Raw genomic sequence first — 15,127 nt, forward strand, 5'->3', positions numbered from 1 at the left:
ATGCTTAACCGTGAGATCTACCTAATTGTCAATGGCGCAGGCAATAGGTTGGGGGAGTTTCTCGTGGAGTTAAATTTTGACCAGCCAGGTATCCTGGCCACTCTTTCTAATATCTTTGCAGAACACGACGTCAATATAATAAATATAGCCATAGATGGACTACGTCAGCATCTCCACTTTATAACGGATCTAACCATGATTTCTGAGGATCAGTTACAAGAGATTTTAAAACAGTTGCAAATGTTTGCCTTTGTCAAAAGGGTTAAACACAGAGTTGCTACAGCGCCAGTTTTTGTCCCAAGGTGGATTACACATGTAATTAACGGCAAGCCCAGCCTAGCTGTTGAAAAAGAACTTGTGGGCTACCTAGGCGATCTTGTAAAACTCGCCGAAGAGATCGCCAGAAGAGATGCAAAGACTGTGAAAGAACTTGTTTCTGTAATAAACGCGGTGGTTTTAGAAGAAGCGCTTTACATAGCTCAACTAAGGGGGCTTGCCGTGGTAGAGAGTTCCGCGATTAAAGACGGAAGACTTGTCGCTAGAGTTTGCAACTTGGCACAGCCGTTAGCGCGGAGATATTTTGAAACCTTTTTCAAAGAGCTAGGGGTTCAGGCCAAGGTCATAGATGAGGGGACTTGCCTAAGACTGGAGACTTAACGATCTGGTTTTTTCTAAGTAATGTTCTAAAAGCCCTGCCTTTTCAAAAAGCTCACAAACTCTACACACATCTCTCGCCGATGTAGCGCCGCAGTATCTACAGCGCCTTAGAGATTCTTGTTGCATCGACGCTCGTAGAATAGCCGAAAGTTTTTCGCCAAATGACACAAGGTTATATTTAACCGATGGCATCTCTTTTTCTAGTGTAGCTAGTGTAAATTTTAGGTTGTACCTAGGGTTAGTTACAACATATGGACACTCGAGTTCCATGAGCGGGATGCCGTGGTAGTATGCATATATGGCTATCTCCTCCTCTCTTATGTATTTAAGAGGCTTTATCCTTGGTATAAGGTCTTTTTCTTCGGCATCTTCGTATAGCCCATACCAACTAAGGCGGGAAAGGTTTCCCATTAGGACATTCATAAGCACAGTCTGCGCCTCATCGTCAAGGTTATGTGCTGTTGCTATTTTTGTCCACCCTCTCCTCCTTCCAATTATATTCATTGCACGACGTCTCAAAACTCCATCAATAGTACACATGTGGACTTCGTGGCCTCTTTTAGACAAGCTTTCCGCAAGCTCTATTGCGGTCACTCCAAATATATCCTTGAAGTGGTAGACGTTATATTCTATGCCGAATTTTGAAGCTAGCTCTTTTACATATTCACGCTTTGACATTCTATAGAAACAGCTATACGGATGTCCCTCATTAATCGTAAAGGCTTCTATTTTTACATCTTTCAATAAGTTGCGCTGTAGAAATTTACCAAGTATGTAGAGGAGAACTAAGCTGTCTTTGCCGCCGGATATTGCCACCGCTACATAGTCGCCCGGTTTAATGAGTCTGTATCTTCTAATTGTCTTAAGCACTTTATCCTCCACGGAATTAAAAAGACAACGGAGACAAAGTCTTTCGCCGCTTACTACACGTAGGTACTGCGCCGGTCTTTTACCGCAGCGTTGACAAATCGTCATATTATATACCGCTTAGAAAGGTTGGTTGCGAAGACCTCTCCGCGTGGTGCCGGTTCTTCCGATAGATCAGGCAGATCTTCACCGCTATTTCTCTAGGTTTATATGTGGTATTGTCCCATGTTTTCGTTCTGCTTTTTCGATCTCTAGAGTGAAAGTATCTAAAGGGGTTCTAAATATATAGAAGACTAGTCCACAGTTTTTACATCTAGCTATCATTACAGTGTTTTCCGGCCCTTTATGACGGTATGTATATGGTGCTGGTAAAGCCTCCCACTCGGGTAAACCACAACGTGGACATGTGATCACCTATAATATCACGCTATGTGTATATTAATTTTTGCCTAAATTTTCGATAAGCCAATTTTGTAATTCGCATAAAGAGGGGAAGTTGACATGCCCTCCGTATGATCCTACAATTATTGTAAAAAGCCCTACTCCCATTGCACCTAGATCTTCTTCGCTATCGCCTATATATATAACTTCATGAGGCTCTGTGCCTAACCTACGCAGGGCGTATTTAAAGACGGCTCTTGACGGTTTTCTTCTCAATATTATGTCTGACGTAATAACTAAATCCGCCTCTACACTCCATTTTGAGAGAAACAGCTCTATAAAACATCTACACGGGGTATTTGACAAAATAGCGACTTTGCCATCTCCCTTTATCGATTTAAGGAAATCAATAACACAAGGCTTCGGCGTCAATTGCGACATTGTCTTTTCTATAAACCTCCTTATTAATTCTGTTGGATTCTTGCCAGTTTTAGACGCAAATATACGGGCGACTGCCTTTAGGGGGATTTCAAAACCGGCCATATTCACTTCATTTACAAAATGAGATATCTCGTTTACAAAATCGCTACGGCCTAATACGCTACGCCATATCTCCCAAAAGTCTAACTTATCGACTAGAAGACCCCAGAAGCTGAGTATGTAATTCATACAGCGCGGTACTGAAGCGAGGGGCCACAGACTATCTTCACCCTACCTCTTTCTATGAGACGCATTAAATATCTACTTGCAATAGGCGGCGGAATGCCGATTTTTAAAGCCTCGTCTATTATAGTTTCCAAATCCGCCTCTCTTCCCAACCGTATCAATATCTTATGCAGAGTCTCCACGTGTGTCGCATAAATTGAAATTCTTATACTTTCCCTTATAACGTATTGCTGTCGTTTAATCGCCATGGGGTATGTAGAAGAGAATACATAAGTCTAACTGCGTGTGCACTATTTACGATGGGATAGATCATAGGACTATAATTACGGTTCAACGCGGTGATATACCACGCTGTATCCACCGATCCAGAGCCAGTTGTATCTGCCTGCTAACACCATCAACGCCGGCACCACGAAGGGTCTGACGACAAAGGCGTCTATCAGGGCCGCCAGCGCTATGGTGAAGCCCACTTGCTTCAGTAGCAGGATCTGTGAGAGAGCTAGGGTTGAGAAGGCTGTGGCGAGTATTATCGCAGCGCCGGTGATAATGGGGCCCGTCGTGACTACGGCCCTCCGTATGGCCTCTCTCTCGTCGTAGCCTTGCTCTAGCTCCTCTCTTATCCTCGTGACTATGAAGATGTCGTAGTCTGTCCCCACCGCCATTAGGAAGGAGAAGAGTATTATGGGGACCAGCCAGTAAGTTGGCTGTGCCATTAGATCTTGAAATAGCGCGACCTCTGCGGCTAGGCTCCATGCGATAGACATCAAGACTGTGGCAATTAGACGTAGCGGTATTATAAAGCTCCTGAGAAGGAACGCCAGTACCATGAAGGCGGCTACCACGACCACGTAGACCTGAAAGCTCCAGAACCTAACGTATATCTCACTAAAGATCACATTTTTCCAGGAGGCCGACCCTCCAATCAGGTAGGGGCCGTACCTCTGTCTAAGCTCGTCAAGCCTATGGTATATCTCCAGGAGGGCATCCGACGTGTCTTCCACAGACAGCTTTATCGATACGATGTACCACTCCCCCCTTTTCTCGACCGTGTAGTTAACGTAGTGAGGTAGCTTCTCCACCTCCTGTAGTAGGCCCGGCGGTGGGGGACCCTTCATTGCTATGTACGTCGTAGATATCGCTGTGACGTTGGGGAAGTAGGTAGTGGCTATCTCAAGCGCTCTTTTGTACTCTGTCTCTGGCATCGCCACGACAGGGTTTGTCGTTATTTTCAGGCTGGTTGCCAAGTAGAGGGCGGAGAGGGCGGTGGCAAACGCCGCAAGAGCCACCACGAGGAAGGGCCTTCTAAGGGCCGCTACCACGGCCTTCTCCATTATCCGCGATCTGCCGACGTGGGAGACGGTCTTTTTAGGCCAGAATATCCTATCTCCGAGGAGGTAGAGGAGGGCTGGGAAGATCAGAAACACGGTCGCTACGACGAAGGCGGTAGTTATGAGATAGCCTATTCCTATCGTCTGCATAAAGGGCATGCGGGATAGGGCGAAGGAGCCGAGAGATGTGGCGACCACCGCGGCGCTGGCTGCTATGGCTCTGTTGGCGTAGCGCCTCACTGACGCTATAGCCTCGTCCTTCTCCTTCCCCAGGGCGCGCTCCTCCGCGTATCTGCTAGCCATCAACAACATGTAGTCGACGCCTATGGCGAAGACCACCGGTGCCGCCATATACACAGTGATGTAGTAGATCTTCTGAATGTCGTGTATCTGGTAGAAGAAGCCTAGGACCGCCAGATATGTCAACCCCACAGCTGATACTATCAGAGCTGGGGTGAGGAGGGTGCCCATGACGTAGAGGAGTACCACGAAGAGAGACACAGCAGTCGCTCTGTCTATCTTAGATACGTCTTCGGTCACTACGTTTGTAAAGCTCTTGAGGAGGAGGGCCGAGGAAACGGGGACCCCAAGCTCACGTGGCACACTAGGCGTTTGGTTTGTCTCCACTATCGCCAGGGCATATCTGCCTTGGTAGACTAACTTCGCCGCCGCTTCTATTGTGTATATAGTAGGCGGCGGGAAATGCGCGGTTAAATTCCGTATAAGTTCCTCTCTAAACATCGACACAGCCCTCTCCACATCTCCCCCGCACACCAGCTGAGGCAGGTAGGGTCTGAGAATCGGCGGGGTTTTATTCAAGACTAAGAGGTACACGTATTGCCTCACCCCCACCGTAGCTACCACTTGGGCGATCTCCAAGGCGGTGGAGTTCAGCTTGCTCCCGAGTATGGCGTATGTGACGTTTTCCACCGCCCTCTCGCTCGCCCAGGTCTTCCAGGTCACGTTGGTTAGGTACATCGAGACATTGCCATATGCTTCATCAGCCGCCCTTCTGACGGCGGTATCCACATCGTAGATCGCCGCGTATCTCGCATATGTCTCTAGGAATTTCTTCGTCTTGTTGTCAAACGCCCTCCCCGAGGCCGCAACGCCGTATGTGGCGAGGATAAGGCGTCTTGCCGCCTCTTTGGTCTCTACGTAGACTCTCTCTAGACTCTCAAGCTTATTACACATATCCCTCGTCGAGTTGGATATGAGGAGGGCGGCCTCTCTGAAGCGCATGGTAGCGTTGTCTACAGCTGCGTCTATCCTCTCTCTGTAGATCTTCATCGCAGCGTCTAAGATTGTCCACGCGGTTATGGCGTTTGGGTAAAGCCGCGTTAGGTTTCTTGCTTTCTCCTCGATGTGAGGCCCCCAGATCACTACAGGCACAGCCTTGCCCCTGTCCCCAGCCCCTATTATCGACTCAACCTTCTTCGGCTCGATGTCCGGCGGCATGAGCTTAGACTCGTCGTAGATCAATATGTCAAAGACCCGTGACGCATGGCTAGCCAGGTATATGTAAACTGCCAGGAGGACAAGCGCGGCTGCAACCGTCTTGTTCACGCAGGTAGGCACTTTACCTATTTAAAATTATATATCAACAGCGGGTATTGGCTGTGGAACACATCTTCATGATTGCCATGGGCGACTTCAAAGCGCGGGCCGTCCGCTACATACTCACGGCCTTGGCCATAGGGGTTGGCGTCGCCCTCCTAGTCGCCCTGACGGCCGTGAGCGACGCCACAAGAGAGTATGTACAACAGACCCTCCTGAGGCTGTACCCAGCTGACATCATGCTGTATTCGGAGTCTATAAACATCCCCATACGTCTCGTAGACTACCTAAGGGGGTATCCCCTCGTTCAGACGGCTGAGGGCATAATAATAACGACGGGCGTCTACCGGGGGAAGGTTGTCTCCATAGTTGGGATACCTCTTAGGGACGTGGACTACTTCGCTGTCGACCTCGCCGCGGGGCGACTACCTGCGTCAGACGGAGAGGCTGTCGTTGAGGAGTCTCTGGGCGTTAAGCCGGGCGACGATATGGAAATAAAGATCTACGGAGTGTCCGGCGGCGAGAAGACCATTAGGGTGAAGGTCGTGGGGGTGATGAGGAGCTTCCTACGGGGGTTTATAGGGGCTTTTAGGCTAAACCTTGTGGTGGTGCCCCTCGACTGGCTACAAAACAGACTGGACACTGGGCCCTTCGTCAACGCGGTGTTGATCACCGCGAGGGATAAATCCTACGTGGCCCCCCTCTACCAAGCGCTTAAGGAGACGTACGGAGACGCCCAGGTCTACACACAGGAAAACCTGCTCCAGACCGTCACCCAGGTCTTCAACGCCTTGGACTTCGTCTTCTCTGCCATAAGCGGCGCGGCGCTGGCAACCGCCGCCATAACCACCTTCGCCGTCATGTCTATAACTGTCAGGGAGCGTCTGAGGGAGTTCGGTCTCATCAAGGCCATGGGAGTTCCGTCCCGCGATCTTACGCTCTCTGTTCTCATAGAGGTTTTCATAATAGCCGCGGTGGCGGGGGCCGTGGGAGTTCTGGCGGGCTACTTTGGGGCAAACGCAGTTAAGGAGGCGCTGGTGGGCATGGGGGTTAATTTCAACGTGTCTATAGCCTTCAGGCCGCAGTACGTTCTTCTGGGTATGGCTACTTCTCTGGCTGTGGCTCTGCTTGGTGCTGTTGCCCCCCTCTACAAGGTGGCCAAGTTAAGGCCGCTTGAAATCATGCAACTATGGCGGTAGAGTTGAAAAACGTAACTAAGATATACGGCAACGGCAGCGTTAAGACGGTGGCGTTAGACGGCGTTTCGCTTAGTGTTACTCAAGGCGAGGCGGTTGTCCTAATGGGGCCTTCGGGGTCTGGCAAAACGACGCTGTTGAACATAATCGCCACGCTGGATAGGCCCACCAGCGGGGAGGTGTACGTGCTGGGGGTTGACGTAGCGAAGATGCCGGAGAGGAAGCTGGAGAGATTCCGCCTGCGTAACATAGGTTACCTCTTCCAGAGCTACAACCTTGTGCCCTACCTCACGGCGGAGCAGAACGTGGCTCTTCCTCTAGTCACGCTGGGGGTTAAGAAGGAGCTCGCCTTGCTTAAGGCGCGGCTACTTCTAGAGCTGGTAGGTCTTGAAAAGGCGGCCGCGCTCTACCCCCATCAGATGTCCGGCGGTATGCAACAGAGGGTCGCCGTGGCGAGAGCTTTGGCGGCTAACCCGCCTATCCTCATCCTAGACGAGCCGACCTCCAATGTGGATCCCGACAACGCCTCGCAAGTCCTCGGCCTTATCTATGTGGTCAACAAGCTGTTTAAATCCACTGTATTTATAGCCACACACGATCCCGAGGTGGCACGCATAGCCACCAGGCTGGTGTATATAAGAGGCGGCAAGCTCTACGAGACCGTGGAGCCTCCCAGGAGGGAGCTCAAGGTAGACGTCGAGCGGGCGGCCGCAGTGTATGAGAAGTTGAAACACATAGACGAGCTGATTGGGATATGAAGGCGCTAGTTTACGCGCTTGTCTTGGCGTATCTACTAGCAGCGTCTACCCTCGTTGTCACATACACTGTGAAGCCTGGGGGAGCGATATCGGCGGAGGCCGCAGTCAGGGAGGTGGTTATAAACAACGGCTCGGCCCCCCTCAACTTCTCCGGGGTGGTGGTGCCCCCCTACTCGGCGGTGGTTGTGGAGCGGCCCGTGGGGAACCTCTACCCGCCCTTCCTAAGGATCGACATCGACGTACGTTACGTCAACGGAACGCTTTCAGAAGGGGCACTGGTTGGGAATAGGGGGACTGCCATAGATCTTACGCTGAGGATGCATAGCCTCCTGCCGGCGGCTGTGCCTGTGATGGTTTCTATCCCCGTGGACGACAAGGTGGCTCTCCTCTACGGCGAGCCCCCCTCCTCTATATCCCAGGTGTCAGGGACCACAGTCTACTACTGGAGTCTCCTCGTGGAGAATTACACGGAGTTTCGGATAAGGCTGAGGGTAAGGCAGTTCAGTAGCTTCGGCGCGGTTAGAATGCCCACGGTGTCTGTAGTCACCGTGTTGGACATAGACAAGACTGTTGAATCACTAGAGGCACGTAGACGGAGCCTAGAGGGAGCTTTGGCGCAGCTTAGGAACTTCACAAGGGCCGTGTCCACATTTACCGATGTGGTCTACGGCCAGATCCAGAACCTCACACGTCTAGTCCAGATCCTAAACGCGACCGGCGCCGCGATGGAACAGGGAGCCGTTGCCGTCAACGTCTCCACTTATGCCGTGGAGGCCCTAAGGCGGCAGATACTTGCCCTTAGTGATGCCGCGCGCGGCGTCGCCACGACACTTAACCAAAGTCTCCTCCTAGTCGATTACCAATACACGGCTTTGATCACGGCCGCAAACCTCCTTGAGGCGCAGTCGGCCGCGTTGAGCTTTTACAACGCCGCTGCCGGCGAGGCGGAGAAAAGCCTTGTTAACACCCGTAGTCAGCTGTATACGGTCAGATCTAACCTCGTTACCGCGCGACAACAACTGGACACCTTGATCAAAAACGTGGAAGAGGCCAAGAGGAGATTGAACGCGCTCAACGTCACCACGAGGGAGGCGAAGCAGGCGGTAAACTTCACGATTTCTCTGCTAGACGCAACCGAGACGCAACTAGTCGCGGTACGAGCAGCCGTAGACTCTTACATATCAACCGTCGACACACTTATTTCCACAATTGACTCTACAATTGCTATGCTCGACGCGATAAGAAGGAGCTTGGGAGAGCTGGCCCCGCTACTTAACAATACGGCATCTTCAACCCGTGCTAATGCCACCGTGCTTAAGAGGGACATGCCACAGATCCTTCTCAACGCTTCGAAGAACCTTCTCGCAGTGGCAGACAACCTATACAAGACGGCAGACGAGGTCTACAGATTAGTCGCTCCGCTCCACAACGCCTCTCGCCTTCTGCGGGATCTGGGAAGACAACTTGTGGAATCCGCCTACGCCCTAGAAAGCTACAGGAAGGAACAGCTGAGGGCTTTGCCCAAGCTTGGCTATGTGGAATCCACAGTCTACAACCTCACAGAGGCTGTGGAGAGGGAGAGGAAAGTCATTGAGATACAGACGGCGGCATTGAAGAGGTACTACAACGTCGTCAACGTTTCCAGAGTCGAGCTACAGTATTACATACAGCTTCCCATAGTCGTGGAAAACATAACTTTTACCCTTCCCTCCATGGGTCACCAGGCGAGTCAAAAGCCTATGGCTGAGCTTCAGCATTCTGCCTTTGTGTTGATTGCAGTAGTTATGGTGGCCGCCGTCATGTCTCTAGCCCTACGGCGGAGGGAAAAGCTACGACAACTACGGTAGTCGCCCCGTCTTGACCTAGCGCATGTATCCTCCGCTTCAGGACACGAAATCCCCGGTCTGGGGGCCCGGCGACCAGGGGGCACAGCCAGCCCCCAGCGACCCGAGCCCCCTCGCCCGCGGTCGCCCAAAAGGCGTCTCCGCGGGCGGGCCCCGAGCCCTCCCAGAGAGGGCCGGAAGCCGCAAAAGGGGGGCCAGGGTTAGGTATAAAACGGTGGCTACCATAACTCGCCGTAGAGAAAGCTAGAGAAGTTATGCCCTCAGCTCTATGAATTTCTGTCTGCTCCAACCAGTTAGAGATAGTCCCGTGATCTTTGTCCAGGTTTTTGCGTCTATCTTAAACGAGCTTTCTACCTTCTCGCGGTGGCCCACCACGTTGTAGGTACAGAATGGGAACACGCGGCCGTCAGGCGTTGCGTAGTGTATATCGCAACGCTGAACACGCTCTATGTCATAGTTCATGGTGTCCATAAAGTGCATGATGCCTATCCCCACCACGTTGAAAAAGAAGCGGCCTAACGAGTCGTAGTCCTTCTTGACCAGGAAGTCGTATATCAAATCCCTCACCCTCTTATGTTTCACGGCCTTCAGGAGCTTCAGCGCCTTCACCTTGGCAACATGCTTATATATGCCACCCTTCGCCGCCGTGTAGTAGACGTCCCATGCTCCTTTCTCAAAGGCGTCTACATCTACAAGCTTGGTTATTGGGTATATGCGCTTCTCGTCCTCGTCGTAGTATATGAAGGTGGCGGCGCCGCATACGGGGTTCATGGAGAACAAGGGCTTTGGTGAGTCTGTTAGCGCCTCCACCATCTTGGCCACAGCTACTGGCCAGTTGGTGGGTCTCCAATCCCACCTGCTTATCGCTCCGCCTGTCTGTTTCTCAATTTCTATGATGGTGTCCGGTATTGTAATACGAAGCTTCCTAAGCTCCTCCTTGCTATAGAGCCTGGCACGGCCAGCGAAACTGACGGGTTGGATATTAATCCATCTAACTACATCTCTGTTTTGAATTGCAAAATCTATTATCTTTCCAAGGTCCTTATCGTTATAGTTCCTAGCTAGTGTAACCACAAGTACAATAGATCGATGGCCTAATTTTCTTGCATTTTCAATAACCTTCTCTCTTATTATTTTATACGCCTTGGGGTGATACATTCTATGTCTCCATACGCCTTCGTTCTTTTCGTCAATAGTATCAAACTGTAGATATAATGTCGAAAGACCCGCGTCTAACAACGCCTTGTAATACTCAATATCATTGGCAAGTCTTATGCCATTTGTATTAACTTCTACATGTACGAATCCTAGCCTTTTGGCAATTCTAATGATCTCGGGCAAGTCGTCTCTAAGCGTCGGCTCTCCTCCGGATAATTGTACTGCGTTTGGAGCCCAAGGCTTTTGCGCTCTTAAGGTCCTCAACATATACTCTATTTGTTCAAGCGTGGGCTCATATACGTAGCCTGCAGCTCCGGCGTTGGCAAAACATATTGGACAAGCCATATTGCATCTATTTGTGACATCTATTATCGCCAAGACGGTGTTAGACTTGTGCACTGGACAAAGGCCGCAACCGTTTGGACACTCGCCAGCTTCTTTATAAAATTCTAGGTCTGTATATGGATTAGCTAGGCCCTTTGCTATATACTCTGGCCTATCCCACTGGAGGAAATAGTAGTACATCTCAGCATCGCCCCAATAGAGGTCTTCAAACACGCCGTGTTCTTGACATCTTTTTCTCATCCAGATAGCTCCATTTTCTTCATATACCACTGCGGGTATCCTCCTGCCGCATACTGGACATAGAGATAGTGTTACTTTGACTACTCTTGCGCTTTCTGGCAACCCATACTGTTTTTTTAACGTCTGTTGCCACTTCTCATTTGTAAGTGTAGACCTATACCTATCGGGCAGATTGTATTTTGAAAGATCTACCAACTTGACAGGCTTCTCTAGCACCGCCTGTACAGTCATAGCCCCCAAGGGTTATGGAGATTTAAACATTTTAACTAAATTACCGAAAAAAAGTTAATTACTGCCCGTTATTCTCTGTGGAACAACTAAAGAAAGTGTCCAAACTTTTAGGACTTGGCCAGAGAGAGATAGACATATATATAACGCTTGTAGAAAAAGGAGAGCTTACTGCTAGAGATATTGCAGATATTTTAAAAATTCCGTATACAAAGACTTATATATATCTTGATAAACTTATTAAGTTAGGATTTATTACACGAAATGAAAAATCTCGTCCTGTAAAATTTAAAGCTTCTCCACCTATAGATATATATAGGTCTCTTGTTAATACACTTTCAGAAACGTTAAAAACTTTAAAGCCTATATTTGATAATCTCCAAACAATTTACGAAAGCCGATATGCAACAGCTCCAACTTTTCTAACTCTAGTCCGCGGCTCTGATAGAGTGGGCGAGCTTATAGTAGAGATTTTGAAGTCTTCAGAAGATGTGGCTTATCTCGCATTTCCATTTCCAGAGTTAATTACGCCACAGATAGTAGATACGCTTATAGAAGAGTCAAAACGTATACCAATAAAAATGCTTGTTACAGAAGAGCTTATACATAGACTTAACCTCCCTCCACGCGTTGAAGTTAAGACAGTAGCTGAGATGTTCGGCGGTGGCGCGATAGGGGGAGCTGTCGTAATTTATGTTAAATACAGCGGAGAAATATCTGGTGCGTATTCAAATGACCGCTTTATGATAGAAATAGCACGTACTTACTTTATCCACGTATGGCAAAAGGCCTCTAGTTTGCGTCCCCCTTAACTCTTTCTTGACCCTTTCCGGGGGGCTTGGGGGTTTGTTTTGGGTGTGTCGGGGGTCTTATGTGGCCGTAGGTTGCCGCCGGGGGCCGGCGTTGTTCATGTGTAGTTGGGGTTGGGTGGTGGTGGCTGGGGGGTTGTTTCTAGCCCCCAGTACCTCTTCTCTGCCATGTCATGGGGGCGTTGTCTCTATGAGCCGCAGGTGGGGCAATACATTACGCGACCCCTCTCCCATCTTAGCGCCACAACGGGGGCAGGCGGTTGAATACAGCCGCTCCTCTACATAGGGCAAGCCGTACCACTGCGCCTCTTCAGCTGGCCGAGGCCGTCGTAGAGGTGTTTCTTCTCTCCGCCCCCCTCCTTCAGCTCTCGGTACGTCTCGTCCTCCACTGCGTCAACTACGACGGCGGCTTGGCGCTCTCTTGCCAGCTTTATGACTTCACGCGTCGCGTCTACTACGACCTCGCGGATTACGCCGTAGCGCTTCGTCTTAAGCTTCCACAGTTATCTCTGGAGGTCGAGGGCCTTGCGCGATCCCTGTCCTCGTCCGCACGTGCGTCTGTAATTATATAACGATATTTAGCTGTAACTATTATATAATGTTACTTGTACTACATCTCATGTATCTCCAAGTGCTGGAGTTGTCCTTGTTGGTTATTGCCGTAGTTGCTCTCGTCTTAATTGTGTTGTTTATATCGCGTAGACAGCCACCTCCACCTCAAGATGTTGTTGCCAGATATACCCCCGGCGAACAAGAAATTATTAAACAAATAGGCGAGATTAGGGAGAGGTTGGAGAAGATAATCCCGCCATATGGGAAAGTTGGCTATATCCCGTCTTCTCTTGAGGAGTTAAAAGACCTGTTGGGATTTACGTATATTAAGCTCGGCGAGAAAGAGCTAGGCGGAAGGCCTCCGGAGGTTGATAGGCTCGAGGAGTTAGAGACAGATTTTCTACAGGCTAAGATAGGAGATTTCTATGTATATGTCATAAAGAGAGACGAGAAAAAACTTGTGGCAGTGGGCAATCAGTACTTGGATTATCTTACTGTTCGTTTTCTCTACGAGTTTTTGGACTACATTTAGCAGTTTCGGCGACGAGGTTACGCTCGTATATTTCGCCGCCAGGCGTTTTTTCGCGGAATATCTGCGCCTCGTATATATAGAGCTTAGTTCTACGGTCTAGCCAACAATCGCCAGGCAACCACGCCTTCATACATACATGTAATAAAAACTCTTCTGCGTCCCAACACTCTTCTACAGCTACTTGAGGTAGTAATAAACCAGCATAGGGGCCTCTTCTGACAACTAAGCCGTGACGGCCTACTTGAATAAGCTCTGGGTATTTCCTAGGGTCGTCTTGTAGAAGAGTCAATGGACTTAAAATGCTCACTTCAAATATTACATGGGGGAGTTCGTCTATGCGTAGGGCTGGGAAGCGTGGATCTTGACAACACGCGCCTATGGCGCTGTAGATAGTTGCATATAGTGTATTTTTATATCCCTCTGGATATCCTATACATCCGCGTAGCTCATATCTATCGCCCGAGACCGTTTCTATTGTTGTAAATACCCCATAGTTATCTATAAGAAGTCTTTGTGGCGGGCTCTCTGGGATTATTATCTTGCCCGTTTTGAGAAATGTTTCTACAGTTGATCTTGCGAGTTTGACTAGATAGGCCCCCTCTTCTACTGTGTATGGGCGAAACACGAAGATTTTGGTACATGTTTATTAATGCGTTATTTACGACTATCTGTGCCCTATTGTGCAGTATGTGGGAGAGAGGTCAATTTTAAGAACGTCGCGTACATACGTGAAAACATATTTGTATGTAAGGACTGTTTTCCGCAGTACTATATAAAGAACTTATGTAGAGTTGTCGAGCGTAGGTTAAGAGGCGAGAACCCCCTTGCGTGCAATTTTTGTACATTTAAGAAGCAGTGCGACAACTATGTTGCCAAAACTGTAAAATCGCTTTCATAGACGTATTGTCTGTTAGGCTCTCCTTTTATGGCGTCGGCCCTCCCCCGGGGGAGTTCGGGGCACGCACCCGAGTCGCGCTGGGCAATCCGGGACGTGGGGGTCTGGCCGTGTCCGGGCGGATGGGCTTGGCGGACTTCAACAGCCGGCCGGGTCCCCAGGGCCGGTTGGTACATGGAAAGGAATGTTTTACGAGTTTAAAAGTAAGATGATTGTCTGGACGGGGAAAAAGCTGGTTGTTTTGTCTCTCGGAGGAGTTCCCGGCACCTCCTCTTTGTCCGCAACAGGGGGATCCGATCCCTATAGTTCGAGAAGCCGCAGGTGGGGCAACGCATTACGCGACCCCTCTCCTCTACCACCTTTGCGTCGCGCTTTGGACAGACTGTTGAATACAGCCGCTCCTCTAGATACGGCACGCCGTACCACTGCGCCAACTCCTTCAACCTTCTCCTCAGTACTCCACTCCCGCCTTGAGCTCTCGGTAACTTGTATCTCCCATTGTGTCTACCACGACCGGCGTTGTATGCCCTGGCGAGTACAATTATCTTGCCCGCGACGTCTTTGACGCCACTCCTTAGGTCAACAAAGACGGCCCTGTCCACATCTCTCTTGTTTTCCACTCTCAGTTGGACGTCGAGTGGAACCGACCTGTAGAATACCACGTCATGTCAGAAGAACTTAGCTTTATCCACGAAATACTTCTTAAGACCGTACTTTGGGAACACCTCATCAATGATCCTGACGGCTAACTCGCGCTTATCGGGAGTAAGCAAGCGGTCTAGCTCCTCCGATGTGAGCTTCGGACCCTCCTTTCCTGTCAACTCCATGAGCAACTATGAGCACATGCGGCGAGGGAGAGAGAAACTAGAAGACGTATTTCGACTTTCTACTCCCTCGACACACCTGCCTAACGGCACGCCGTCAGGCAGGCGAGGCGTTGGTCAAGGTGTGTGACCGCGTTGTTTAGAAGCTTGGGTGGGTTAAAAACGGGTTTGTTCTATGGCGGTCTTACCGCGAGTGCCGTCGACACGGCGATGAGTATCGCCGGTATGAACAAGACTTGGGGTGGCAACGGCGGCGTATGACGCCGGCGAGTATCAATATGTTGCTTATG

General features: G+C 49.9%; 14 protein-coding genes and 2 pseudogenes. 7 read left to right on the forward strand and 9 right to left on the reverse strand.

The window, feature by feature from the left end:
- Complete coding sequence (locus ACZ49R_RS04100) at positions 1-657, forward strand: ACT domain-containing protein (protein WP_464733851.1); 657 nt, start codon at positions 1-3, stop codon at positions 655-657.
- Here the strand turns inward: ACZ49R_RS04100 and ACZ49R_RS04105 are convergent.
- From ACZ49R_RS04105 to ACZ49R_RS04125, 5 genes are all read right to left on the reverse strand, one after another.
- Complete coding sequence (locus tag ACZ49R_RS04105; RefSeq protein WP_464733852.1) at positions 640-1,632, reverse strand: TIGR00269 family protein; 993 nt, start codon at positions 1,630-1,632, stop codon at positions 640-642. The genes ACZ49R_RS04100 and ACZ49R_RS04105 overlap by 18 nt on opposite strands.
- Before the next feature lie 84 nt (positions 1,633-1,716).
- Complete coding sequence (locus ACZ49R_RS04110; protein ID WP_011762765.1) at positions 1,717-1,938, reverse strand: hypothetical protein; 222 nt, start codon at positions 1,936-1,938, stop codon at positions 1,717-1,719.
- Positions 1,939-1,962: 24 nt separating this feature from the next.
- Entirely contained in the window at positions 1,963-2,574 is a 612-nt protein-coding gene (locus ACZ49R_RS04115; RefSeq protein ID WP_464733853.1) for an HAD family hydrolase, read from the reverse strand.
- Complete coding sequence (locus ACZ49R_RS04120) at positions 2,571-2,753, reverse strand: hypothetical protein (protein ID WP_464733854.1); 183 nt, start codon at positions 2,751-2,753, stop codon at positions 2,571-2,573. Before ACZ49R_RS04120 ends, ACZ49R_RS04115 begins: the two co-directional genes overlap by 4 nt.
- Positions 2,754-2,894: 141 nt before the next feature.
- Complete coding sequence (locus ACZ49R_RS04125; RefSeq protein ID WP_464733855.1) at positions 2,895-5,465, reverse strand: MMPL family transporter; 2,571 nt, start codon at positions 5,463-5,465, stop codon at positions 2,895-2,897.
- Between the two features lie 53 nt (positions 5,466-5,518).
- Between ACZ49R_RS04125 and ACZ49R_RS04130 the strand changes: the two genes are divergently transcribed.
- The 3 genes from ACZ49R_RS04130 to ACZ49R_RS04140 are packed head-to-tail and all read left to right on the forward strand — an operon-like array spanning position 5,519 to position 9,257.
- Positions 5,519-6,655: an ABC transporter permease gene (locus tag ACZ49R_RS04130; protein ID WP_464733856.1), complete on the forward strand. Its 1,137-nt coding sequence runs from the start codon at positions 5,519-5,521 to the stop codon at positions 6,653-6,655.
- The gene (locus ACZ49R_RS04135) at positions 6,646-7,410 is read left to right on the forward strand and encodes an ABC transporter ATP-binding protein (RefSeq protein ID WP_464733857.1); all 765 of its coding nucleotides are present in this window, start codon (positions 6,646-6,648) and stop codon (positions 7,408-7,410) included. The genes ACZ49R_RS04130 and ACZ49R_RS04135 overlap by 10 nt, the downstream gene beginning before the upstream one ends.
- A complete protein-coding gene (locus tag ACZ49R_RS04140; protein ID WP_464733858.1) occupies positions 7,407-9,257 on the forward strand; it encodes a hypothetical protein in 1,851 nt (616 codons plus the stop codon). The genes ACZ49R_RS04135 and ACZ49R_RS04140 overlap by 4 nt, the downstream gene beginning before the upstream one ends.
- Positions 9,258-9,506: 249 nt before the next feature.
- Here the strand turns inward: ACZ49R_RS04140 and tes are convergent, their stop codons facing one another.
- Complete coding sequence (gene tes, locus ACZ49R_RS04145) at positions 9,507-11,228, reverse strand: tetraether lipid synthase Tes (protein WP_464733859.1); 1,722 nt, start codon at positions 11,226-11,228, stop codon at positions 9,507-9,509.
- Positions 11,229-11,305: 77 nt separating this feature from the next.
- Between tes and ACZ49R_RS04150 the strand changes: the two genes are divergently transcribed.
- Positions 11,306-12,037, forward strand: a complete 732-nt coding sequence (locus ACZ49R_RS04150) for a TrmB family transcriptional regulator (protein WP_464733860.1) — start codon at positions 11,306-11,308, stop codon at positions 12,035-12,037.
- 95 nt (positions 12,038-12,132) lie between these two features.
- Here the strand turns inward: ACZ49R_RS04150 and ACZ49R_RS04155 are convergent.
- Positions 12,133-12,590: pseudogene (locus ACZ49R_RS04155) on the reverse strand (transposase family protein); the annotation flags it as partial.
- 63 nt (positions 12,591-12,653) lie between these two features.
- On the opposite strand from ACZ49R_RS04155, the gene ACZ49R_RS04160 reads away from it, so the two are divergent.
- Positions 12,654-13,118, forward strand: a complete 465-nt coding sequence (locus ACZ49R_RS04160; RefSeq protein WP_464733861.1) for a hypothetical protein — start codon at positions 12,654-12,656, stop codon at positions 13,116-13,118.
- On the opposite strand, the gene ACZ49R_RS04165 is transcribed toward ACZ49R_RS04160, so the two are convergent.
- Positions 13,078-13,743, reverse strand: coding sequence for a TIGR00296 family protein (locus ACZ49R_RS04165; RefSeq protein WP_464733862.1), 666 nt, complete (start codon positions 13,741-13,743; stop codon positions 13,078-13,080). The two genes, ACZ49R_RS04160 and ACZ49R_RS04165, sit on opposite strands and share 41 nt — an antisense overlap.
- Positions 13,744-13,788: 45 nt before the next feature.
- Here ACZ49R_RS04165 and ACZ49R_RS04170 point away from each other — a divergent pair, with 45 nt between their 5' ends.
- Complete coding sequence (locus tag ACZ49R_RS04170; RefSeq protein ID WP_053240339.1) at positions 13,789-14,016, forward strand: hypothetical protein; 228 nt, start codon at positions 13,789-13,791, stop codon at positions 14,014-14,016.
- A gap of 194 nt (positions 14,017-14,210) precedes the next feature.
- Here the strand turns inward: ACZ49R_RS04170 and ACZ49R_RS04175 are convergent.
- Positions 14,211-14,846: pseudogene (locus ACZ49R_RS04175) on the reverse strand (transposase family protein); the annotation flags it as partial.
- Positions 14,847-15,127 lie beyond the last annotated feature (281 nt).

The sequence above is a fragment of the Pyrobaculum organotrophum genome (assembly GCF_055384425.1).

Coding starts and splice junctions, on each gene's coding strand:
- ACZ49R_RS04105 (WP_464733852.1), bottom strand. CDS start 1,632: ATGACGATTTGTCAACGCTGCGGTAAAAGACCGGCGCAGTACCTACGT.
- ACZ49R_RS04100 (WP_464733851.1), top strand. CDS start 1: ATGCTTAACCGTGAGATCTACCTAATTGTCAATGGCGCAGGCAATAGG.
- ACZ49R_RS04135 (WP_464733857.1), top strand. CDS start 6,646: ATGGCGGTAGAGTTGAAAAACGTAACTAAGATATACGGCAACGGCAGC.
- ACZ49R_RS04140 (WP_464733858.1), top strand. CDS start 7,407: ATGAAGGCGCTAGTTTACGCGCTTGTCTTGGCGTATCTACTAGCAGCG.
- ACZ49R_RS04115 (WP_464733853.1), bottom strand. CDS start 2,574: ATGAATTACATACTCAGCTTCTGGGGTCTTCTAGTCGATAAGTTAGAC.
- tes (WP_464733859.1), bottom strand. CDS start 11,228: ATGACTGTACAGGCGGTGCTAGAGAAGCCTGTCAAGTTGGTAGATCTT.
- ACZ49R_RS04160 (WP_464733861.1), top strand. CDS start 12,654: ATGTATCTCCAAGTGCTGGAGTTGTCCTTGTTGGTTATTGCCGTAGTT.